This is a genomic window from Microbulbifer sp. ABF4_107, assembly GCF_056312215.1.
This window is the reverse complement of the sequence record NZ_CM149983.1, coordinates 3,703,978-3,727,138: the sequence shown is the minus strand read 5'-3', so window position 1 is coordinate 3,727,138 and position 23,161 is coordinate 3,703,978. Positions and strand designations below refer to the sequence as shown.

21 protein-coding genes are annotated in these 23,161 nt (G+C 59.0%); 3 read left to right on the top strand and 18 right to left on the bottom strand.

The annotated features are described in order from the left end of the window. Positions 1–4 precede the first annotated feature (4 nt). The 5 genes from ACYX4K_RS15265 to ACYX4K_RS15245 all read right to left on the bottom strand — a co-directional run bounded on the left by ACYX4K_RS15265 (position 5) and on the right by ACYX4K_RS15245 (position 6,044). The gene (locus ACYX4K_RS15265; RefSeq protein ID WP_475091291.1) at positions 5–1,198 is read right to left on the bottom strand and encodes a dihydrolipoamide acetyltransferase family protein; all 1,194 of its coding nucleotides are present in this window, start codon (positions 1,196–1,198) and stop codon (positions 5–7) included. Further along, entirely contained in the window at positions 1,195–2,226 is a 1,032-nt protein-coding gene (locus ACYX4K_RS15260; RefSeq protein ID WP_475091292.1) for an alpha-ketoacid dehydrogenase subunit beta, read from the bottom strand. Before ACYX4K_RS15260 ends, ACYX4K_RS15265 begins: the two co-directional genes overlap by 4 nt. Then, on the bottom strand, positions 2,227–3,360 hold the full coding sequence (gene pdhA / locus ACYX4K_RS15255; RefSeq protein ID WP_475091293.1) for a pyruvate dehydrogenase (acetyl-transferring) E1 component subunit alpha: 1,134 nt from the start codon (positions 3,358–3,360) through the stop codon (positions 2,227–2,229). It lies immediately after the preceding gene. A gap of 417 nt (positions 3,361–3,777) precedes the next feature. Next, positions 3,778–5,139, bottom strand: coding sequence for a bifunctional UDP-N-acetylglucosamine diphosphorylase/glucosamine-1-phosphate N-acetyltransferase GlmU (gene glmU / locus ACYX4K_RS15250; RefSeq protein ID WP_475091294.1), 1,362 nt, complete (start codon positions 5,137–5,139; stop codon positions 3,778–3,780). A 92-nt stretch (positions 5,140–5,231) separates the two neighbouring features. After that, positions 5,232–6,044: a formate/nitrite transporter family protein gene (locus ACYX4K_RS15245; protein ID WP_475091295.1), complete on the bottom strand. Its 813-nt coding sequence runs from the start codon at positions 6,042–6,044 to the stop codon at positions 5,232–5,234. 289 nt (positions 6,045–6,333) lie between these two features. Between ACYX4K_RS15245 and ACYX4K_RS15240 the strand changes: the two genes are divergently transcribed. Continuing rightward, positions 6,334–7,827 (top strand): hypothetical protein, encoded by a 1,494-nt coding sequence (locus tag ACYX4K_RS15240; protein ID WP_475091296.1) that lies wholly within the window; start codon positions 6,334–6,336, stop codon positions 7,825–7,827. A gap of 124 nt (positions 7,828–7,951) precedes the next feature. Continuing rightward, a complete protein-coding gene (locus tag ACYX4K_RS15235; RefSeq protein ID WP_475091297.1) occupies positions 7,952–9,661 on the top strand; it encodes an amidohydrolase family protein in 1,710 nt (569 codons plus the stop codon). Positions 9,662–9,841: 180 nt separating this feature from the next. Here the strand turns inward: ACYX4K_RS15235 and ACYX4K_RS15230 are convergent, their stop codons facing one another. Together ACYX4K_RS15230 and ACYX4K_RS15225 are read right to left on the bottom strand one after the other, a co-directional pair. Next, positions 9,842–11,323 carry a tetratricopeptide repeat protein gene (locus ACYX4K_RS15230; RefSeq protein ID WP_475091298.1) on the bottom strand — a complete coding sequence of 494 codons (1,482 nt, stop codon included), beginning with the start codon at positions 11,321–11,323 and terminating at the stop codon, positions 9,842–9,844. Between the two features lie 4 nt (positions 11,324–11,327). Continuing rightward, positions 11,328–12,371 (bottom strand): patatin-like phospholipase family protein, encoded by a 1,044-nt coding sequence (locus ACYX4K_RS15225; RefSeq protein WP_475091299.1) that lies wholly within the window; start codon positions 12,369–12,371, stop codon positions 11,328–11,330. A 252-nt stretch (positions 12,372–12,623) separates the two neighbouring features. Here ACYX4K_RS15225 and ACYX4K_RS15220 point away from each other — a divergent pair, with 252 nt between their 5' ends. Continuing rightward, positions 12,624–13,673 (top strand): hypothetical protein, encoded by a 1,050-nt coding sequence (locus ACYX4K_RS15220; RefSeq protein ID WP_475091300.1) that lies wholly within the window; start codon positions 12,624–12,626, stop codon positions 13,671–13,673. Between the two features lie 89 nt (positions 13,674–13,762). Here ACYX4K_RS15220 and ACYX4K_RS15215 read toward each other — a convergent pair whose 3' ends face one another. The 11 genes from ACYX4K_RS15215 to ACYX4K_RS15165 form a co-directional block, all read right to left on the bottom strand. Continuing rightward, positions 13,763–14,182, bottom strand: coding sequence for a F0F1 ATP synthase subunit epsilon (locus ACYX4K_RS15215; protein ID WP_475091301.1), 420 nt, complete (start codon positions 14,180–14,182; stop codon positions 13,763–13,765). Positions 14,183–14,247: 65 nt separating this feature from the next. Further along, a complete protein-coding gene (atpD, locus tag ACYX4K_RS15210) occupies positions 14,248–15,645 on the bottom strand; it encodes a F0F1 ATP synthase subunit beta (RefSeq protein WP_475091302.1) in 1,398 nt (465 codons plus the stop codon). Positions 15,646–15,689: 44 nt separating this feature from the next. Then, positions 15,690–16,550, bottom strand: a complete 861-nt coding sequence (atpG, locus tag ACYX4K_RS15205) for a F0F1 ATP synthase subunit gamma (RefSeq protein WP_475091303.1) — start codon at positions 16,548–16,550, stop codon at positions 15,690–15,692. A gap of 65 nt (positions 16,551–16,615) precedes the next feature. Beyond that, positions 16,616–18,160, bottom strand: coding sequence for a F0F1 ATP synthase subunit alpha (gene atpA / locus ACYX4K_RS15200; protein WP_475091304.1), 1,545 nt, complete (start codon positions 18,158–18,160; stop codon positions 16,616–16,618). A gap of 53 nt (positions 18,161–18,213) precedes the next feature. Continuing rightward, positions 18,214–18,747 (bottom strand): F0F1 ATP synthase subunit delta, encoded by a 534-nt coding sequence (locus ACYX4K_RS15195; protein ID WP_475091305.1) that lies wholly within the window; start codon positions 18,745–18,747, stop codon positions 18,214–18,216. 11 nt (positions 18,748–18,758) lie between these two features. Then, the gene (locus ACYX4K_RS15190; RefSeq protein ID WP_043319867.1) at positions 18,759–19,229 is read right to left on the bottom strand and encodes a F0F1 ATP synthase subunit B; all 471 of its coding nucleotides are present in this window, start codon (positions 19,227–19,229) and stop codon (positions 18,759–18,761) included. A gap of 54 nt (positions 19,230–19,283) precedes the next feature. Beyond that, positions 19,284–19,532: a F0F1 ATP synthase subunit C gene (atpE, locus tag ACYX4K_RS15185; protein ID WP_010131056.1), complete on the bottom strand. Its 249-nt coding sequence runs from the start codon at positions 19,530–19,532 to the stop codon at positions 19,284–19,286. Positions 19,533–19,639: 107 nt separating this feature from the next. Further along, the gene (gene atpB, locus ACYX4K_RS15180; protein WP_475091306.1) at positions 19,640–20,581 is read right to left on the bottom strand and encodes a F0F1 ATP synthase subunit A; all 942 of its coding nucleotides are present in this window, start codon (positions 20,579–20,581) and stop codon (positions 19,640–19,642) included. A gap of 119 nt (positions 20,582–20,700) precedes the next feature. After that, positions 20,701–21,093, bottom strand: coding sequence for an ATP synthase subunit I (locus tag ACYX4K_RS15175; RefSeq protein WP_475091307.1), 393 nt, complete (start codon positions 21,091–21,093; stop codon positions 20,701–20,703). A gap of 278 nt (positions 21,094–21,371) precedes the next feature. Next, positions 21,372–22,280, bottom strand: a complete 909-nt coding sequence (locus tag ACYX4K_RS15170) for a ParB/RepB/Spo0J family partition protein (RefSeq protein ID WP_475091308.1) — start codon at positions 22,278–22,280, stop codon at positions 21,372–21,374. A gap of 18 nt (positions 22,281–22,298) precedes the next feature. Beyond that, on the bottom strand, positions 22,299–23,120 hold the full coding sequence (locus ACYX4K_RS15165; protein ID WP_475091309.1) for a ParA family protein: 822 nt from the start codon (positions 23,118–23,120) through the stop codon (positions 22,299–22,301). Positions 23,121–23,161: the final 41 nt, after the last annotated feature.

The window sequence follows — 23,161 nt, the reverse complement described above, 5'->3', positions numbered from 1 at the left end:
AAGTTCACACCTGACTTTTGCCGAGATAGGCTTTGACGGCTTTCAGGAATCTGGCCAGTTCACCCCCGGTAACCGCGCGGTGGTCGGCGGTTATCGACAGGGGCAGCAGTTTGCGCACCCGGGCCTTCCCTTTGTGGGGCAGCACCGCCTTGTGCGCGCGGCCGGCGCCGACGATACATACCAGTGGCGGGACTACCACCGGGGTGGCGAAGCGGCCCGCCAGGCTGCCGAAATTGGAGAGGTGGATGGTGGCGTCCTGCAGGTCCTGCTGGGGGATGGCACCTTCATTGACCTGCTGTTTGAAGCGGGCGATAGTTTCCTGCAGCGCATCCTCGCTCTGAGCGCCGACATCTTTGATCACCGGCACAAACAGGCCTTTGGGCGCGTCCACCGCCAGACCCACGTTGACCGGGGATTTCGGTTCCAGCACGTCGTTTTCAAAATGGGCATTGAGGTTTGGCTCGTCTGCGGCGGCCAGGGCGATGGCTTTGAGCAGGCGCAGGGTGGCGCTGGTGCCTTTGGGCCAGTCGGAGATATCCACCTCGTCGAACAGGGTCATGGGGCAGACCTGGTCGCGGGCGCGATTCATGGCCAGCATCATCGCGCGACGGGCGGGGGCCATTTCACTGGATTCGGATGTGGTCTTTTCGCGCTCTTTCGCGACGGTTTGGTTGCTTTTCTCTGGTTTTTCGCTCCAGCGCGGCAGGTTTTCACCGCGCGCCGCGGCGCGCACTTCCGCTTCACTGAAGCGGGCGCCGGACGGATGCAGATCGGCCAGATCGACCTTGAGCCGGCGGGCGAGGGCGCGGATTGCGGGAGTGGCGCAGCGGGGGCGATTGGCAATGGGGCGCTGCTCTACAGCCAGTGCCTCACTGCCCTGTTCGATCTTGCCCACCACGGTGCCGCTGTCGCTGTTGGGTTCACTTGCAGGTTTGCTTTCCGGCTCTGGCGCTGAACCCGGCTCCGCACCGGCAAATCCGATCAGCGGCTGGCCGGTTTCCAGGGTCTCGCCTTCCGCGGCAAACAGGGTTTCCACCGTGCCGGAATAGGGGGAGGGAACCTCTACCAGTGCCTTGGCGGTTTCCACGGTCACCAGGGTCTGATCCGCTTTGACGCTGTCACCCTCGTCCACATGCCATTCGCGAATCACCGCATCCGGCAGGCCTTCACCCAGGTCGGGGAGTTTGAAGATCTTCATCGGCCTCCCTCCACTCCGTGTTCGCGGACGCCGTCGCGAACATAGTTAAGTGCAGAGCGGGCGCCAGCCAGGATGCGCTCGACTCCGGGCAGATAGGCATTTTCCAGCTGGTAATAGGGCATCACCGTGTCGTAACCGGTGACCCGCTGCACCGGCGCATCAAGCAGGTCGAAGGCGTACTCCTGAATCTGTGCGGCGATTTCCGCCCCCAAACCACCAAAGCGCGCGGCTTCGTGGACCACCACGCAGCGGCGGGTTTTCTCCAGGGAATCGATGATGGTGTGGATATCCAGGGGCTTGAGGGTGGCGGGGTCAATGACTTCCGCCTCAATGCCGTCGCGGGACAACTGTTCAGCGGCGGCGAGAGTCTCGCGGACGCTTGCGCCCCAGGCCACCATAGTCAGGTCGCTGCCTTCACGCAGGACAAAAGCGCGGTCCAGGGGCAGGGACTCGCCATCGTCCGGTACCGGCTGTCTGGCCGCGCGGTAAATGCGTTTGGGTTCAAGAAAGATCACCGGGTCCGGATCGCGAATGGCCGCCAGCAGCAGACCATAGGCACGCGCGGGGGAGGAGGGCACCACCACTCGCAGACCGGGGATATGCGCAAAGATCGCCTCGGTGCTCTCGCTGTGGTGCTCCGGGGCGTGAATGCCGCCACCATAGGGGGCGCGGTAGACGATGGGGCAGCCTAGGCGGCCGCGGGTGCGATTGCGCATGCGTGCGGCGTGGCTGAGGATATGATCGAGACCCGGGTAGATAAAGCCCATAAACTGGAACTCGGCCACTGGGCGAAGTCCCTGGGTGGCCATACCCACGGCGATGCCGGCGATCATGGTCTCGGCCAGTGGGGTGTCCAGCACCCGGTCTGCACCGAAGGTTTTCTGCAACCCGTCGGTTGCCCGGAATACGCCGCCGTTCGCACCAATATCTTGCCCGAACACCACCACTTCCGGGTTGTTTTTGAGCTCGTAGGCCAGCGCCTGGGCGACCGCTTCCACCAGGGTGATCGCACTGTTTTGTTCGGCCATCTAACCCTTTCCCCCAATCACCGTGCCTTTCTGCAATTCCCGATGCTGCTCGTCGCGCAACTGGTCGTACTGCTCGTACAGCCCTTCCGGCAATTGCGCGTAGAGATGATCGAAGATGGCGGTCACCGGTTCCGGTGCGCGGGATTCCCAGTTATTCAGCGCCGCTTCCATAATCTGTGCCAGCTCGCGGTCCAGGTCCTGCTGCCTGGCATCGCTCCACAGGCCCTGATCCCGTAGATAGGTATCCAGCCGTTTGATCGGTTCCCACTGCCAGGCCTGCTCCAGCTCCTCGGCACCGCGGTAGCGGCTGGCATCATCGGCGGTGGTGTGGTCGCATAGTCTGTAGCTAATTGCCTCGATCAGCGCCGGACCTTCACCTTCGCGCGCCCGCTGTATGGCGTCCCGCACCGCCCAGGCCACGGCCACCACGTCGTTGCCATCCACCTGCAGCGCCGGGATACCGGCGGCGATGGCTTTCTGCGCGATGGTCTGGGTACCGGTTTGCGCGGCGCGCGGCACTGATATGGCCCATTGGTTGTTGTTCACCACAAACACCATGGGTAGCTTCCACACCCCGGCGAGGTTCATGGCCTCGTAGAAGTCCCCCTTGGAAGTGGCGCCTTCGCCGGAGCTGGCAACCGCTACCTGTAGAGGAATGCCCTGCTGCTGGTGGCGGTATTTCAGCGCAAACGCAACACCGGCGGCGTGCAGCATCTGGGTGGCGATGGGTACGCAGATGGGCAGATCCTTCGGCGCGTGCTGGAAATTCTGCCCACGCTCGTCGCCACTCCAGTTGGCGAGGATCTCTTCAATCTCCACACCGCGCTCAAGCAGGGCGCCGGTTTCTCGGTAGTAGGGGCAGTAGACGTCTTCGGCCATCAGCGCGTTGCCGGTGGCGATGCCGATGGCTTCCTGGCCGAGGGTGGAGGGATAGGTGCCGAGGCGGCCGGTGCGCTGGAGTTTTACCGCGCGGTCGTCCACTAGCCGGGCCAATTGCATTTGCCGGTGGCAGTGGGTGAGCCAGTCGGGGCTGGCGAACTCCGGCAGGGGCTGTGTCTCCCGGCCCTGTTTGTCCAGGTACTGGAGATAGGCGATATCGAAGGAAGCCTGGAGCTGCAGGCGGGGTTTATGCATCGGCTGGGTTCCTTGGATTCCGATGCTTTCAGTGTAGTTGGGGGTTTTCGGGGTTACGGGGTCCGTTTTTTCGGAGTTCGGTGGCGGCAAATCACCGGGTGTTAATTTTCGAAACCGCTGTGAATACATCCATGTACGCTGCGTCGGCGACGTCCCTGTCGCCGACGCTTTCGAAAATTAACACCCGGCACTTTGCCTTCTCTTAACCCCATTGACTTCGTTAGTAGACTAGGAAAGTTCTTTCGAAGTGAATTGGGTTCGACTGAAGGTGGAGTGCCGGGTAAAGGTTTTCAGGAGCGTCGCAAACAGGATGTTTGCGCCGCAGCGCCCAGGGATGGGTTCACAGCGGTCCTGAAAACCTTTACCCGGTGCTCCGTCGCCACCCAACCAAATTCGAAGCACCCAGGACCACGAGACTCAGGACTTCTTGGTAGGCCGCTGCCAACCACTGATATTGCGCTGCTTACCACGGGCCACAGCCAGTTCGTCAGCACTCACTTCGCGGGTAATGGTGGAGCCAGCGCCAATGGTCGCACCGGCGCCAATTTCGACCGGGGCAACGAGTGCGGAGTTGGAGCCAATAAAGGCGCCATCGCCAATTACGGTTTTGGATTTGTTCACGCCATCGTAGTTACAGGTGATGGTACCGGCGCCAATGTTTACGCCTTCACCCACTTCCGCATCGCCGATATAGGACAGGTGGTTCACCTTGCTGCCGAGGCCGATCCTGGCCTTCTTGGTTTCGACGAAGTTGCCCACCTTGGCTCCGTTGGCCAGTTCGGTGCCCGGGCGCAGGCGAGCGAAGGGGCCAATGGTGCAGGTTTCGCCGACGATGGCGTCTTCGATAATGGAGTTGGCTTCTACCACGGTACCCGCCGCCAGCTGGCAGTTCTTCAGCAGGCAATTCGGGCCGATCTGCACATTGTCGCCGAGGGAAACTTCGCCCTCGAAAATACAGTTGATATCGATGGAGACGTCGGCGCCGCAGGTGAGATTGCCGCGCACATCAATACGGGCGGGATCCAGCAGGGTCACACCGGCAGTCATCAGTGTATTGGCAGTGTCTGCCTGCAGCGCGCGCTCCAGTTCCGCCTGCTGGGCACGGCTGTTGACGCCGGCCACTTCAAAGGGATCGTCGGCGATCACGCCGGTAACGGCGATTTTTTCGCTGACCGAGCGCGCGATCACGTCGGTCAGGTAGTACTCACCCTGGGCGTTGTCGTTGGAGAGTTCCGGCAGCCACTGGGCCAGCAGTTTGCCCGGGGCGGCGAGGATGCCGGTGTTGATCTCACGGATAGTGAGGGTGGCCTCGTCGGCGTCTTTGTGCTCCACAATCGCCTGCACCGCGTTGGCGGTGTCGCGCACGATACGGCCGTAGCCGGAGGGATCGTCCATCACTACGGACAACAAAGCCGGGCCGCTCGCGGAAGCTTTGAGCAGATCTTCCAGGGTGGCGGTTTTTACCAGCGGTACGTCGCCATATAACACCAGCACCGTGGCACCTTCGCGGAAGTTCGGGATCGCCTGGGCCACGGCGTGGCCGGTGCCCAGCTGTTCGGTCTGCTCGACAAACTGCACCCCGCTGTCGGCAAAGCGCTCACGCACCAGCTCGGCGCCGTGGCCGATGACCACGGTAATCGCCACATCCCCCAGACGCTTCGCGCTGTCGATCACCCGCCCCAGCATGGGTACACCGCCAATGGGGTGCAGGACTTTGGGCAGGTCGGAGCGCATGCGGGTGCCTTTGCCGGCGGCGAGGATGACGACGTCGATGGTCATGGGAATTCCGTGTAGATGAGAAAAAATCGCCGGCAATTGTGGGCGGCCAAGCCACAGATCTCAACCCACCAGCGCGAATCGGCGGGTGTTACTCAATCGTGGCCGTTGACCACATAGCTGTATTTGAGCAGGCCGACAAAGATGGAGCCGCCGATGGTATTGCCAACGGTGGCAACGGCGAGAAACATCAGGCCGCCGGTCAGGGGGACCGACGAATTGTCGCTGAGCAGGGCGCTGAAGATTCCCACTGCGCCGGCGATACAGTGGGCGAGGCCGCCAAGGCCGATCACAAAAGTGATCAACGCCACCACTGCCATGCGGCTGATGGTTTCCGCCGAGGACGCCACCATCCACCCCAGCAGGCCCATCAGCCAGCCGGCAAAGATGGCACCCACAAACTGGCCGCTGACGTTGTCCGCCATCAGCTTGGCGCCGTAGTAGCCGAAAACCCCGCCATCCAGCCGTTCGGTCATTTCCACAAACTGCACAAACAGGATGCTGAACAACAGCGCGCCGAGCATGTTGCCGCCGTAGATCACCGCCCAAACCCGGAACAGGCTGGGTACGGATTCGCGCCCGCTGAGGACCGGCAGTATGGCGAGGGTGGTGTGCTCGGTGAACAAGTCCGTGCGGCCGATGATCACCAGGATAAAGCCGATGGGGTAACTGAGCGCCATCAGAAAGTACATGACCCGCGCATCCGCCTCATGGCTGAAATGACTGTAAAACGCCGCCATCAGAAACAGGCTGAAGCCGATCTCCAATCCCGCGGCCAGAGAAGAAAGAAACAGGGAGCGGTTGTTGCGGTGGTACTCGTGCAGGCTCTCCTGCATCTGTTCCTGCAGGATGTCGCTGTCACTCTTGGGACGGTCGGACTCGGTACCCGACGATTGCTGGTGGTTCATGAGCGCTGCCCGGCCGTTGGCGATAGGGCAAGTCTAGAGCCTCTATCGATATCGCGCGGCTCCCCGATATAGACCACTGTTGTAAGGGGTTATTTTGCATGCAGCTACAGCCCGCCGCGGGAAATTATCCCGCGCCATCGGAATATTCCGAACTTTGTGCCGTTCGGCGTCGTTTTGTTGCCTATCAGCAATATTTCATTAATTTGACGGGTAGTTTTTACGGCGCGCCCGACCCGGGGGCGCCGGCAAGCCTTTTACTGCAGAAACTCCAATTACCCCGGGAGCCAAAATGATAAAAACCAGAATGCGCAAGCTCGCGCGCCTGATCGGCGGCGCCAGCCTCGCCATGACCCTGCCGCTGGCTGCGGCGGCGGAAGAAGCCAAAAAAGACGCGGACAAATGGGATGTGAACAAGCCGCCGTTTGAGTTCAAGGCCATCCCCCTCGATACCCGCGAGACCACCTGGAGCAACCTGGATATCAGCCCGGACGGCGAGACCATCGTCTTCGATATGCTGGGCGACATCTATGAAATGTCGGTCAATGGCGGCGAAGCCAAGGCGATTACCAGCGAAATCGCGTGGAATATCCAGCCGCGCTTCAGCCCAGATGGAAAGTCCATCGTGTTCGTCAGCGACCGTGACGGCGCCGACAATATCTGGATCATGGACCGCAACGGCGAGAATCTGCGCCAGCTGACCACCGAGAAAGAAAACCTGGTACACGCCCCCAACTTCAGCCCGGATGGCCAGCACCTGGTGGCGCGCAAGGGCTTTATGAGTGGCCGCAGTATCCCCGCCGGGGAAATCTGGATGTACCACTACGGCGGCGGTGAAGGTCGCCAGATCAAGGCGCGCATCGGCGGCGATATCGCACAGAAGAACATCTCCGACGCGGTCTTCTCCCCGGATGGCCGCTACATCTATTACGCCATCGACACTACCCCGGGCACGGTCTGGGAGTACAACAAGAACTCCACCCAGCAGATCTTCGCCATCAACCGCTACGACCTGCAGGACGGCAAGGAAGAGACCTTTGTCTCCGGCCCCGGCGGTTCCATCGCCCCGGTACCGTCACCGGATGGTGAAAAGCTGGCGTTTATCCGCCGCCAGGACGACCAGACCTCCATGTTCGTGAAAGACCTGAATAGCGGCCTGGAAAAACCCATCTACACCGGTCTTGAGCGCGACCTGCAGGAGTCCTTTGGCTCCCACGGCAACTATGTGCACTACGACTGGATGCCGGACGGTAAATCCCTGATCGTGTGGAGCGGTGGCAAGTTCCTGCGTATCAACGCCGATGGCAGCAGCCTCGAGCGTGGCGCCCGCGAGATCGTCGCGCATATCAAGACCGAGAAGAAGGTCGCCGATGCGGTGCGCTTCCCGGTGGATGTAGCCCCGGAACAGTTCGACGTGAAAATGATCCGCTGGGCGCAGAAGTCTCCGGACGGCAAGCAGATCGCCTTCCAGGCCCTGGGCAAAATCTACGTCCAGGACGTGAACAGCGGTGAACGTCGCCGACTGACCCGGCAGGATGAGCACTTCGAGTTCTACCCGAGCTGGTCCCGGGACGGCAAGCAGATCACCTATGTGACCTGGGATGACGAGAAACTCGGCCAGGTGCGTGTGGTTTCCGCACGCAGTGGGCGCGGCAAGACCATCACCGATGAGCCCGGCCTGTATGTGGAACCGAGCTTCTCTCCGGATGGCGAAACCGTAACCTTCCGCCGCTTTACCGGCGGCTACCTGCTCTCCCCGGAGTACTCCCTCGAGCCCGGCATCTGATCTGGCGGACGCCGATGGCGACTGGCAGCGCCGCATCAGTAAATCCGGTTACGAGCCGCACTTCGGCGCCGATGGCGACCGAATCTACTTCTCCGAGTATGTCTACGGCGATGGCGGCAAGCGCGTGTTCAAAAGTGTCGATGCCAACGGCAAGGACGAGCGCGAGCACCTGCACGGCGCCGAGATCACCTCCTTCCGCCTGTCCCCGGACGGCCGCTGGGTAGCCTTCACCCAGGACTTCAAAGCCTTTGCCGCACCGTTTATGCACACCGGCAAATCCGAGTCCATCGGTCCCAACGCCACCGCTGTGAAAGTCACCCAGGTGTCGAAGCGCGCCGGCGAGAACCTGCACTGGTCCGGCGACAGCCAGACCCTGGGCTGGGCCCACGGACCGAAGCTGTACGAGCGCGATTTGAAAGACGCGTTTGATTTTGTTGCCGGTGCCCCGGAGCAACTGCCGGAGCCTGTGAGCGAGGGTATCGATCTCAGTTTCAAACAGCAGTTCGCCAACAGCGACAAACTGGTGGCGCTGACCGGCGGTACCGTGGTGACCATGCGCGACGCAGAGTCCGCCCGGGAAGTGATCGAGAACGGCGTGGTGCTGTTCCGCGGTAACCGCATCGTGGCAGTGGGCGCGCACAATGAAGTGGAAATCCCCACCGGTACCCAGCGCATCGATGTCACCGGCAAGACCGTTCTGCCAGGGCTTGTGGACGCCCACGCCCACGGTGCCCAGGGCCGCGAGGAGATCATCCCGCAGCAGAACTGGAACCTGTACTCCAGCCTGGCGTTCGGTGTGACCACCATTCACGACCCGTCCAACGACAGCAGCGAGATCTTCTCGGCGGCAGAAATGCAGAAGGCCGGCATCATCAACGGCCCGCGCATTTTCTCCACCGGCACCATCCTGTACGGCGCCAAGGGCCCCGGCTACAAGGCCAAGATCAACAGCCTGGACGACGCCGAGTTCCACGTGGGCCGCCTGAAGGAAATGGGTGCGATTTCAGTGAAGAGCTACAACCAGCCGAGAAGGGAGCAGCGCCAACAGGTACTGGAAGCGGGCCGCAAGCACGGCATTATGGTGGTGCCGGAAGGCGGTGGTAAATACCAGCACAATATGAACATGATTGTGGATGGACACACCGGTGTGGAGCACTCACTGCCCATCGCCAATATCTATTCCGACGTGGAACAGATGTGGAGCCAGACCAGCGTGGGTTATACGCCGACGTTCGTGGTGGCCTACGGTGGCCTCTCCGGCGAATACTACTGGTACGACCGCACCGAGGTGTGGAAGAACGAGCGCCTGACCAGCTTTACTCCGGACTTTATCGTTAACCCGCGCTCCATCCGCCGCCCCACCGCGCCGGATCACCACTACAACCACGTGGATGTGGCCAATCACGCAAAACAGCTGCGCGACAAGGGTGTGACCGTACACATCGGTGCCCATGGTCAGCGCGAGGGTCTCGGCGCCCACTGGGAAATGTGGATGATGGCGCAAGGCGGATTCACCCCCTGGGAGGCCTTCCGCGCGGGTACCATCGATGGCGCCCGCTACCTGGGTATGGATCACGACATCGGCAGTCTGGAGCCGGGTAAACTGGCGGACATCATTGTGGTAGATGGTAATCCGCTGGAAGATCTGCGCCTGTCGGAGAAGGTGAAGTACACCGTGATCAACGGCAAGGTGTTCGACGCGGCCACCATGAATGAGGTGGAAGGGGATGAGCGCCTGGCCTTCTTCCACGAGCGTTTGCCGGTCAGCGCCATGCCGACACCGACTGCGGAAGCGATCCAGGAGAAGCAGGAGCGGCACCACTGGGTGCACTGATCGAATACGTGGCGGCGCCGCCACCCGGCACTGCTTTGTGAGACACGCCGTAAACCCATCCATGGGGGCTCTTCCGCGAGGTCCCTCTCGCGGAAGGTCTCACAAAGCAGTGCCGGGCAGCGGCGCCTTCAAGTCACACTTCCTTCCAATTAATCAATAGAGGCATTTAGGCTCTCAAGATTATTTTCTACCCTCAAGCAAAGACTCCGCACGTGCGCGGAGATCTTCCGAATGGCTCCATGCCACCACCCGTTCCAGATATTCCCGAGCCAATGCATCTTTGCCCAGGTGCGCGAGATAAAATCCCATGGTGGCATTGAGGTTCAGGTGATTCGGTGCCTGGTGATAGGCGCTCAGCATGATCTGCAGGGCATCTTCGCTTTCCCCCTTCAACTGATACGCCGTCCACAGAGTACGGTAGCCCGGCATGTAATTCGGCCCCATCTGTACAGCGATTTTTCCGTACTTCACCGCGGCTTCATAAAATTCGTCATCCCACTCGCGGGTGAGCGTTAGTGCCTGTAAGCGCAGCAGATAGAATTGGGCGAGATTGGCCGCGGTAAGGTGGCTGATCTGGCCGTGCTCGCCGATTTCCTCAACCACTTTTTCACCGGGTTTGTAGTTCTTCTTTTCCGCTTCAATCACCGCCATGGCAGTGAGGTTTTCCTGCCAGCCCAGGCCCTGTTGCTCGCTGCGCTTCAGGTACTCCATAGCGAGATCTGCTTTAGCAAAATCCATCGCTTCATTCGCCAGCAGAAACAGCTGCTCGTTTTCATTGAGTTCGCGGCGGGGGATGGAGTAGGTGTATTCGGGAATATCCAGTTTGTGACGGTAAATATCGTCGCGCATATAGGCGAGCATTTCGCGTTGGATTTCCTCAATGGATTTTCCGAAATGTTCTTCGAAAATCTCGAACGGATTCTCACCCACGGCAACCGCTTTCAGATACTTGGTGGTAGCGGCACGGTAGTCCGGGTGGCCGGCGTGGTGGCCCAGCTGTAAATAGTGGGTGAGCAGCCAGGCACTGGCATAGTAGTTGTTCCAGTAGCGACTGTTGTCTTCACCATTTTGAGCAGTAAGCGGGGGAGGGGCGAGAAGCTGTTCGATGGTCAGAGGTTCATCTTCTGCCCAGGCGCTCAACCGCCACTCTGGCAGTCCGCCGACCAGTACGGTTTTTTTGCGCAGTTCCGCACTGGCCAGCAGCTCGGCAAAGCCTTCGGAATACCAGCGCGGGTAGGTCATACCGCTGCGCTCGCGCATCAGGTGATGGACGTATTCGTGGAAAATCAGGCCCGAGCCGGAAATGCCGTGGTCACCGTCGCGGGAAAAGATGATCGGCCCTTCCCAGGTTTCCCGGTAGAGGCCGGCAATTTTCCGATCGCCGGTAAATTTCCCGAACTCGCGGGAATCGCGGAAATGGAACACCCGCAGGTTTTTATTTTCCGGAGTTTCTTCCTGACCGGTGAAGGATAGAGCGGTGCGGCGAAACCGCTCCAGGTCTCGCATCAGTTCATAGACGCGGCGCTCCGGTACATCAGAGTACACGGTGAAGTTTTCAGACTGGTATTCGTACCAGTCACTTGCATCGGCGCGCGTACAGGCAAGTGCGATCAGGAGAGTAACTGCGTGGAGAAGAGCGCGTATTTGCCTGAGACTCCACATACCCCTATCCCTGATCCACCATATCTTCGATCCAGGTGCGCAGACGGCGGGCTTCCACCTCGCCGGCCTCAATGGCCTCGGTCGCCCGGGAGAACTCCATGCCACCCACTTCACCCACCTTGGGCATAACCAGCACGTCCGGGGGCGAGCCCATCATACGGGTGCGCTTGTGACGTCGCTCGAGGATCGCCATGGCCTGGTGCATGGTATCGAACATACCCGGCGGCGCGATTTTCGGGCGCTTGCGCAGCTCGCGGAACTGGGTCAGTTGTTCTTTACCCTGCTCCAGTAGACGTGCCAGCCCGTTGGAGGGGTTGGACTGTTCCACTTCCGCAAGGGCCTTATTGTCATCACCGGCTTCCGGATGGGACATTTCCGCGCGCTCCTGCTGCAGCATCGACATATCCTCGACCGATGACTTTTCACTGACGACGCTCGCCACCTCCCGGTGCTCCCGGTTCAGCAGTGGTGCGCCATCTTCCATTACGTCAATGGCGATTACCCGGGTTGCCCCCATGGCACGGCACACATCTACAGGAACCGGGTTAACCACCGCACCATCCACCAGCCAGCGGCCGGAAAGCGCTTTTGGTGATAATAGCCCGGGAATCGAGCAGGAAGCGCTGACCGCATCCTGCAGGTTGCCCTGCTGCAACCAGATTTCCTGACCGCTGTGCAGGTCGGTGGCCACGGCGGTAAAGGGCAAGGGAAGATCTTCGATGTTGTCGAATTCAAACCCCTCGAAAAACGTACGAAATGGCTTGATACCACCGATAACACCGCCGCTCAGGGTCCAGTTGATATCCAGCAAAGAAAATACCTTCCAGTTATCCAGCTGGCGCACCCACTCCTCAAGATTGTCGAGCTTGCCGGCGGCATAGGCGGCGCCAACAAAGGCGCCCATTGATGTACCGGCGATCACGTCGGGACGAATCCCCATCTCGCGAAGGACCTTGAGCACACCAATATGCGCAAACCCCTTCGCGGCACCGCTGCCTAACGCGATGCCGATACACGGCCTACCGCTACTACCATCCTGTGTCTTCATATTTTCCCATTGCACTTTTGGTGAGCTGACAATAATGACTCGGCAGGACGAAAAATTAAATCTCGCACAGAGCGACAAGCGGGTATTGGTGAAACAGGTTGGCGCGAAATTCATTTTTTTAATTTTTCACGGGGCCAGTTTCCGTCCACGGCGCCACAGCAGCACAACAAAATACGAATTTATGGCTGTTTTAAGGTATAAAGTTTTAAAAAAATCACAACGTAAAGCCGAGAACTAACAGGGGGACAATTTGTGAAAAATTTTGTAATGCCACTGGCGATCTGCCTGATGCTGCCGACGGCCGCATCTGCGATCAGTACGGGAGCGGTGCGCGCCGTTGAGGTGAATCCATCAGATACCGCAAGGGTAGGTGACAGCCGACATCTTGAACGGGAGCGACTGGACGATGCAATCGACGCGGGTACCGCAGAAATCTCCGACTATACCGACGAAATTGCGGATATTTCCCGGTTGCGAGACTCGGTCGTTGCGCTTTCTCTTACCGATCCGGGATCGGCGCTGGCGGCAGTGGGCGTGGAGAAAGCAGATGCTGACAAGCTCAATCAGTCGCAAGCGCAGGCGCAGATTGGCGCCGAATTATTGCGGATGGAGCAGCGTATCGCGCAGCTGGAATCCTATCGCGAGTCCGCTAAAGCAGATTTAGAGAATGCGGAAGCCCAGCGTCGCCGCCTGAATATTCCACTACAGAAACTGGAAGCCATGCCGGGGATCGCCACCCAGGGTGGGGGTGGAAAAATCGCGCCCAAGCTTTCGGTCACCAGTTGGGACGGTAAAGATTTCGGTAAAAGTGATCGCTGGCACTACGGCTACGGAGTGAACGTCGATATACAGGCCGGTAAAGTGACCAGCGCAGCTGACGAGGCGGCGGACGAGTTTCTGCTAACCGGAGGCGACGGCAATATCGATCTTTCCTTTGCCGTGGGGCGGCGCTTTGGGAGCACCACAGATTTGTCACTGTGGCTTGGCGGCACGCAATCCTGGCTCGACACCACGGTCGAAGAAAACGGAGAAGCCGTGGATATTGACGATGATATCCGTCGCTATCGCGCGGGTTTACTGCTGCAGACTCGCTATTTCTACCTGGCCGGCGAGTGGATCAAAAACGACTATAGCGGCAACGCCGAAAGTGAGTTCGCCAGAATGGTGGATGGCGAAGAGGTGTTCAAGGTGTCGTTCATTACCCGCATAGACGACGACTTCTACCTTCGTTACGACAGCATGGAAGGTGAAACCGGCAACAAAAGTAGCGTGACGCTGACCAAGAACATCAACCTTTTCTAGGGTTCTATGTCGCGCACACGGGCACAAAAAAAGCAGCCGAAGCTGCTTTTTTCGTTCGCCTGTGGAGCAGGCTCCTACAAAAAAGTAGGTTACTTGCCAGCGGCTCTGCGGATCGCCTGCATGGTGCGCAGACGGGCTTCGGCTTCAGCAAGTTGTGCGGAGACACGGTTGTAGTCGATATCCGCCGGGGCGCTGCGCAGGGCGTGTTCTGCCTCTTCGCGTGCCTTTTTGGCAGCATCTTCGTCGATTTCGCGCTCAGCGACATCGGCGAGGACGGTGACAATGTTCGGCTGGATTTCGACATAGCCGCCGCTCAGGAACAGTACTTCCTCTTCATCATTGTCTTTAATGATGCGTACCGGACCCGGTTTGATTGCGGTGAGCAGAGGCGCGTGACCGTAGGAGATACCGAGTTCCCCTTCGACGCCGCTGACAATCACCATCTTCACCAGACCGGAGAAGAGGGATTCCTGTGCACTTACGATGTCGCAATGTACTGTCATAGCCATAAGGCTACCTCATTCTCAGCTGTCTTGGGTGACACCGGCATGACTACCGGTGCCACATGCGTGCCTTACTTCTTGTTGGCTTTCTCGACGGCTTCGTCGATGGTGCCGACCATGTAGAAGGCCTGCTCCGGCAGGTTATCGAAGTCGCCGTTCAGGATGCCCTGGAAACCACGGATGGTTTCTTTCAGAGACACGTATTTGCCCGGTGCACCGGTAAATACTTCCGCTACGTGGAACGGCTGAGACAGGAAACGCTCGATCTTACGCGCGCGGGCTACGATCTGCTTGTCTTCTTCAGACAGCTCGTCCATACCCAGAATCGCGATGATGTCCTTCAGTTCTTTGTAGCGCTGCAGTACGGACTGTACGCCACGGGCCACACTGTAGTGCTCCTCGCCGATCACCTGCGGATCCAGCTGACGGGAAGTGGAGTCGAGCGGGTCAACGGCCGGGTAGATACCCTTGGCGGCGATGTCACGGCTCAGTACTACTGTGGAGTCCAGGTGCGCGAAGGTGGTCGCTGGAGACGGGTCGGTCAAGTCATCCGCCGGTACGTATACCGCCTGGATGGAGGTGATGGAGCCGGTCTTGGTGGAGGTAATACGCTCCTGCAGAACACCCATCTCTTCCGCCAGGGTTGGCTGGTAACCTACCGCAGACGGCATACGGCCGAGCAGTGCGGATACTTCGGTACCGGCCAGGGTGTAACGGTAGATGTTGTCTACGAACAACAGTACGTCACGACCTTCGTCACGGAACTTCTCGGCCATGGTCAGGCCGGTCAGGGCCACACGCAGACGGTTGCCGGGCGGCTCATTCATCTGGCCGTAAACCATCGCTACCTTGGACTTGGAAAACTCTTCGACGTTAACAACGCCGGCTTCCTGCATCTCGTGGTAGAAGTCGTTACCTTCACGAGTACGCTCACCTACACCCGCGAACACGGACAGACCGCTGTGCTCGGTGGCGATGTTGTTGATGAGCTCCATCATGTTTACGGTTTTACCTACACCGGCACCACCGAACAGGCCAACTTTACCACCCTTGGCGAACGGACATACCAGGTCGATTACCTTGATGCCGGTCTCCAGCAGCTCGGTGGAGCTTGCCTGGTCTTCGTAGGTCGGCGCGGCGCGGTGGATAGAGGCACGCTCTTTTTCACCGATAGGGCCACACTCGTCGATTGGGTTGCCCAGTACGTCCATGATGCGGCCCAGGGTTTCAGTACCAACCGGTACGGAAACTGGAGCGCCAGTGTTCTTCACCGCCATGCTGCGACGGATACCTTCAGAAGAACCCATGGCAATCGCGCGAACCACGCCATCGCCCAGCTGCTGCTGCACTTCCATGGTGAGGTTCTTTTCCTCAACCACCAGTGCATCGTATACATTCGGTACGGCGTCGCGCGGGAATTCCACGTCGATGACCGCGCCGATAACTTGCACAATTTGCCCGTTACTCATTTCCCGATCCTCAAAGTTCAAATCTTTCTGCGGATGACCCGGGGTCACACCGCGGCGGCGCCGCCAACAATCTCAGACAGCTCTTGGGTAATTGCTGCCTGGCGCGCCTTGTTGTAAACCAGCTGCAGTGCGTCGATCAGCTCACCGGCGTTGTCGGTAGCGCTCTTCATCGCAATCATACGTGCAGCCTGTTCACAGGCCTTGTTTTCCACTACCGCCTGATACACCTGAGATCTGATGTAGTTCACCAGCAGGCCATCCAGCAGTTCAACTGCTTCGGGCTCGTACAGGTAATCCCAGCTTTGCTGGTGCTGTTCGTCTTCTTCTTTCTGAAGCGGCAACAGCTGCTGGATTTGCGGCTTTTGGGTCATGGTGTTCACGAATTCGTTGGACACCAGGTAAAGGCGATCAATCTCACCGGCGGCGAGACGGTCTACCATCACCTTCACGGGACCGCGCAGCTGGGAAACTTCAGGGTTATCACCCACGTCCCGCAGTGCGGCAACCACATTGCCACCAATATTTTTGAAAAAGCTGACCGCTTTGTTACCGATCGCGCAGATATCCACACCCACACCCTGTTTATCCCAGGAGTGCATCTCGCGGATGACTGACTTGAATACGTTGATATTCAGGCCGCCGCAAAGTCCTCGGTCGGTGGATACCAGGATGTAACCCACACGTTTGACTTCTCGCTCCTGCAGGTAGATAGGCTGGTATTCCGCCGAGGCGTTGGCCACGTGGCCAAGCACCGCGCGAATGCGGCTTGCGTAAGGGCGCCCCAGTGCCATGCGATCCTGAGCTTTACGCATCTTGCTCGCCGCAACCATTTCCATGGCCGAGGTGATTTTCTGCGTGCTCTTGATGCTGGCAATTTTTGTGCGTACTTCTTTTCCGCCTGCCATAGTGATTTACCTTGTTCGCTCGCGTTGTTTCGCCCCGCACGCAAAACGTGCAGGGCGAAAGCGTATTACCAGCTACCGGTAGCAACGAATTTCTCGATCGCGGCCTTGAAGGCGTTGTCGATTTCGTCGTTGTAGTTACCGGTGCTGTTTACTTGCGCCATCAGCTCTGCGTGTTCGCTGTTCATGTAAGCGAGCAGGGCGGATTCAAAGTCCAGCACTTTGGCAACTTCTACGTCTTTCAGGTAACCCTTGTCCGCGGCGTAAACGGAAACAGCCATCTCGGCAATGGACAGCGGAGAGTACTGCTTCTGCTTCATCAGCTCGGTTACGCGCTCACCGTGATCCAGCTGGGCCTTGGTGGCTTCGTCCAGGTCGGAGGCGAACTGGGAGAAGGCCGCGAGTTCGCGGTACTGGGCCAGTGCGGTACGGATACCACCGGACAGCTTCTTTACTACCTTGGTCTGCGCGGAACCACCAACACGGGATACGGAGATACCCGGGTTGATCGCCGGGCGTACGCCGGAGTTGAACAGGTCGGTTTCCAGGAAGATCTGACCATCGGTAATGGAAATTACGTTGGTCGGTACGAATGCGGAAACGTCTCCGGCCTGGGTCTCGATGATCGGCAGCGCGGTCAGAGAGCCGGTTTTGCCTTTCACTTCACCGTTGGTGAACTTCTCTACGTAGTCAGCGTTTACGCGTGCGGCGCGTTCCAGCAGACGGGAGTGCAAGTAGAAAACGTCACCCGGGTAGGCTTCACGGCCCGGAGGACGCTTCAGCAGCAGGGAGATCTGGCGGTAGGCCCAGGCCTGCTTGGTCAGGTCATCGTAAATGATCAGGGCGTCTTCACCGCGGTCGCGGAAGTATTCGCCCATGGAGCAGCCCACGTAGGGTGCGAGGAACTGCATCGCAGCCGGGTCGGCAGCGCCCGCGGCAACCACAATGGTGTGGTCCATGGCGCCGTGCTCTTCCAGCTTGCGTACCACGTTGGCAATAGAAGACTGCTTCTGGCCAATGGCTACGTAGATACACTTAATACCAGAATCTTTCTGGTTGATGATGGCGTCGATTGCTACCGCAGTCTTACCGATCTGACGGTCGCCGATGATCAGCTCACGCTGGCCACGACCGATCGGGATCATGGTGTCTACCGCTTTCAGACCGGTCTGAACCGGCTGATCAACGGACTGACGGGCGATTACGCCGGGGGCTACTTTCTCAACCGCGTCGGTCAGCTTGTTGTTCAGCGGACCTTTACCGTCGATCGGGTTACCCAGGGCGTCAACCACGCGGCCCAGCAGCTCCGGGCCAACCGGAGTTTCCAGGATGCGGCCGGTGCAACGGCACTTCTGGCCTTCGGCCAGGGACTTGTAGTCACCCAGTACGATGGCACCAACGGAATCGCGCTCCAGGTTCAGCGCCATACCGGTTACGCCGCCTTCGAACTCGATCATCTCACCGAACATCACATCGGCCAGGCCGTGAATGCGGATGATACCGTCGGATACGGAAACAATGGTGCCCTCGTTCTGGGCTTCTGTGCTCACATCGAGATTGTCGATGCGGCTCTTGATAATTTCACTGATCTCAGAGGGATTCAGTTGCTGCATGCTCTGTTCCTCGAATTCCCTTCCACCGCCTTGGCGGTAGAGGGGACGATAATTTAGGAGTTCATCGCCTCGGCGAGTTTGGCCAGTCGACCGCGCACGGTGCCATCAATGACCGTGTCGCCAGCGCGAATGATTGCACCGCCCAGCAGGTTTTCATCTACCGCGCTGTGCAGGTGCACTTCGCGGGAGAACTTCTTGCTGAGAGTCTGGGTGAGGCGCTGGGACTGTTCGTCGCTGAGCGGGCGGGCAGAAATGACTTCCACTTCGAGAGTGGCTTCTGCCTGGGCCTTCAGCGCTTCGAACAGTTCGGAAATTTCCGGCAACAGCGGCAGGCGGTGGTTTTCCGCCAGCAGCTTGATGAAGTTCTGCTGCGACGCATTGAAATCGCCGCAAACAGACAGGAACTTTTCCGCGCGCACTTCACTGGTCAACTGCGGGTTTTCCAGCAGCTCGCCAATTTTTTCGTTCTGGCTGACCGCCGCTGCGGTTGCCAACGCCAGGCTCCAACCGGAAAGGTCAGAAGCCTGTTGGGCGTGGGCAAAAGCCGCTTTTGCGTAGGGCCGAGCCAGTGTGCTGAGTTCCGACATGGGTTCCTCGCTTACAGCTCGGCTGCCAGTTTCTCGATCATGTCATCGTGCGCTTTGGCATCAATGTTGACCGAGAGAATTTTCTCGGCGCCGGCAACAGACAGGGCAGCGATACGCGAGCGAAGCTGTTCTTTCGCACGGTTTACTTCCTGTTCGATTTCCGCCTGTGCGGCAGCTTTCAGGCGATCGCCTTCACTGCGCGCGGCCTCTTTGGCTTCGTCAACGATCTGATTGGCGCGCTTGTTGGCGCCATCGATGATTTCCGCAGCCTGGGCTTTGGCTTCTTTCAGTTGCTCGACAGCTTTGCGTTGAGCCAGTTCGAGATCTTTCTCCGCACGCTCGGCTTCTTGCAGACCGGTCGCAATTTTTTGCTCACGTTCTTGCATAACACCCAGCAGGGCCGGCCAGACAAACTTCCAGCAGAACCATACAAAGGCGAGAAAGGTGATCGACTGGCCGATCAGAGTCAGGTTGATATTCACACCGACACCTCTTGCTCTTTCAAAAATGGGTTAAAGGGCAATTGGAACGGGGAATTAACCAGCCAGACCAGGAGCTACCGCGAAAATCAGGTACATAGCGATACCAACACCGATCATCGGAACGGCGTCGAGCAGACCAGCCATCAGGAACATTTTGCCCTGCAGAGCCGGAGCCTGTTCAGGCTGACGTGCAGAACCTTCCAGCAGTTTGCCACCCAGGGTGCCGAAACCGATAGCAGTACCCAGTGCGCCCAGACCGATCAGCAGTGCAGCAGCTACGTAAACCAGACCTAATGCTTCCATTGTTTTCTCCAAAAGTAAGTAAAGAGTTGTTGAAGTTGAAAGTGAGTGAAAAAAGTCAGTAAACCGACAAAACTTTTGCCCCCGGCCAGGCCGGGGGCGGCGCGACCTTAGTGGTCGTGCGCGTGTTCATCTTCCCGGTCGTGCGCCATGGCCATGTACACGGTGGTCAACACCATGAATACGAAGGCCTGCAGGGTAATAACCAGGATGTGGAAAATGGCCCAGCCCATCTGCAGCAGACCGGCGCCGATAAAGCCCAGAACACCAACACCGAAGACGATGGCGATCAGGATAAAGATCATCTCACCCGCGTAGAGGTTACCAAACAGACGCAGGCCGAGAGACACAGGCTTGGCGATCAGGGAAACCGCTTCCAGCAGGAAGTTGAACGGGATCAGGAAAATATCGATGTACCACTTGCCGGAGTGGAAGGGGTGCAGGGTCAGTTCTTTGACGAATCCCATCAGGCCCTTTTCTTTCACACTGAAGAAGATCATCAGCGCGAACACTGCCAGCGCCATACCGAGGGTGGCATTCAGGTCAGTAGTGGGGACGACTTTGAAATAGATATGGTGCGGATCCGCACCGGTCAACGCGGACACGCCCTGGGCGTACGCCATCGGCAGCCAGTCGACCGGGATCAGGTCCATCAGGTTCATCAGGAATACCCACACGAAGATGGTCAGCGCCATCGGGGCGACCATGCTGTTGCGGTGGGGGAAGGTGTCTTTAACAGTTTTGTCGATGAAGTCGACAATCACTTCCACAAAGCTCTGGAAACCGGTGGGAACGCCGGCAGTGGCTTTTTTCGCGGCACGCGCGAACAGGAAGCAGAAAATCAGACCAAGACCAATGGACCAACCGAGGGTGTCCAGGTGCACAGCCCAGAAGCCCATATCGGCGGCTTCCTGACTGCTGTGCGCAATGGTCCAGGTGGATTCGGAGAGTACGGTTCCGTCGGCACGGGTGTAACCCGCAGGAAGTTTACCGTAAGCCAGATTTTGCAGGTGGTGCTGGATATAACCCGTCGCGGTTTGTTCGGCAGCCATAGTTCCTCAACACGTTTTAAGATAAAAAATCTGTTTCGCGGAGCCTCTCCTCTGCGCGGCCGTCTATTTTTCGGCTCACTCAATCAGCGCAGATCCAATCGGAGGCTCCCCGGCCCCTGCTACTTCGTTGCATGCAGTCGGGCCACGAGAATCCAGTGCAAAATCACGCACAAGCCGTAGCTGATAAACAGCGCCGCGGGGTTCAGCGTTTTGACGCTGGCAAATACCACAGCAAACCCCACCAGGGTCATTACGAACTTGCCGGTTTCGGCGCGGTAGAAACTTCCCACCGCACGCTGGCTTGCGCGCGCACCGCGAACCTTGCCGCGATTCGGCCCCAAAAGTTCAAAGGCGCGCAGGCCAAAATACAGATTGGGCAGCGCACACAGGGCGCCACCGAGCAGGGCGGAGAGGGCAACCACACGTCCGATCGCGAATTCGAGTGCCAGTGCAGCGAGCAATACGACTGCCAGCTGGATCAGCGAAATCTTTACTACCGGGGGATTACGCATAGGCGGGAACAGGCCGGCCAGAATTAATTCTCCGCCCAAATTTTGGGCGTGCGAATTATGTCTGAACCAGCCTGCCGGTTCAACTGGCAAATCTAGTCAGTTGGTATGGCGTTCGCGTTCTTTCGCCACAGGATAGCGCGATAGTGAGCACTCACTTTTACTCGGAATCTGCAGCCCGCAGATACAAAAAATGCGCCAAAACCTCGCACTGTTTTGGCGCATTTCTTACAGAAACGTTGCAATGGTAACGGTTCCAGCGGGGTGGGCTAATTTCGTGATCAGTCTTCGCGATAGCCCATATGCGCGAGAATTCCGTCCAGCTCGTCGAGACTGGTGTATTTAAGCACCAGCTTTCCGGCGCCCTTTTCACCGTGATCAATGGTCACAGGCACACCGATTTTTTCCGCAAGGCGCTCGGTTAGGCGGCGGATATTCGGATCGATTTCCGGTTTTTTCGGTTTCGGCTTGCCCGCCTGTTCGTGAATATTGCGCACCAGCGCTTCGGTCTGGCGCACGGTCAGGCCGCGGTCCACCACCTGGCGGGCGGCGGATTTCTGGTTTTCGCCGGCGAGGCCAAGCAGTGCCTTGGCGTGGCCGGTCTCGATATCGCCGCGCTCGAGGAAGGTGCGCACCTCTTCGGTCAGGCTCAGCAGGCGCAGCAGGTTGGTGACCGCAGTGCGGGACTTGCCCACCGCTTCCGCTACCTGCTGCTGGGTGAGTTCGAACTCGTCCTGCAGGCGCTTCAGCGCGATGGCCTCTTCCACCGGGTTCAGGTCTTCCCGCTGGATGTTCTCGATCAGCGCCATGGCGATGGCGGCCTCGTCGGACACCTCGCGGATCAGCGCGGGAACCTTGTCCAGCTCGGCGATCTGCGCGGCGCGCCAGCGGCGCTCACCGGCAATGATCTCGTACTTTCGCTCTCCGATAGGGCGTACCACGATGGGCTGCATAATGCCCTGGGCGCGGATGGAGTCGGCGAGTTCTTGCAGAGATTCCTGCGGGAAGTCGCGGCGCGGCTGGTAGCGGCCGCGCTGCAGGTATTCGATGGGCAGCTCCTTGAGCTCGCCGTCGACGCGCTCGACGATATCGCCGTTGCGCTCGCCGGTGGCCACGGCTATGGCTTCACTGGCGTTGTTGCTGATCAGATGGGAAAGTCCTTTCCCGAGGCCCTTGCGTTTGCCGGCCATAAGTCTATTACCTCAGTCTTAAACCGCTTCCGCTACCGGGCGAGGTCCGCTGCTTTGATTGCTGTTGTTCTGTTTGGCCGCGTTTTCGCGACGGGTGATTTCGCCGGCAAGCGCGAGATAGGCGATGGCGCCCTTGGAGCTGCGATCGTAATCCAGCGCCGGCTTGCCGAAACTGGGCGCTTCCGCCAGACGCACGTTGCGCGGGATGCAGGTGCGGTACAGGCGCTCGCCGAAGTATTCGTTCAGCTGCTCCGATACGTCGCCGGTAAGACTGTTGCGCGGGTCGTACATGGTGCGCAGTATGCCTTCGATTTTCAGGTTCGGGTTGGCCGCCTGCTGCACCTGGGTGATGGTGTCGATCAGGGAAGACAGCCCCTCCAGCGCGTAGTACTCACACTGCATGGGAATCAGCACACCGCCGGCGGCACACAGCGCATTCACCGTGAGCATATTCAGGGACGGCGGGCAGTCGATGATGATGTAGTCGTAGTCGTCGGCGATCTGCTCCAGGGCCTGGCGCAGGCGGGATTCGCGGCCATCCATTTCCAGCAGTTCCACTTCCGCGGCGGACAGGTCGATGTTGGCCGGCATCAGGTCGAAACCGCTGTCGGTGGGAACTATCGCCTTGCGCGGCGGCAGCAGGCTGGCCAGCACGTCGTAGCTGGACAGCTGCAGGTCGCTCTTGTCCACGCCGCTGCCCATGGTGGCGTTGCCCTGGGGGTCCAGGTCAATCAACAGCACCCGGCGCTTGTTGGCGACGAGGGACGCAGAGAGGTTGACGCAGGTGGTGGTTTTACCGACTCCGCCTTTCTGGTTGGCTACCGCAAAAATCTTGCTCAAGGTTCTGATCCTGTTGTTCCCGGTGGCGCAGTTCCTCTGGC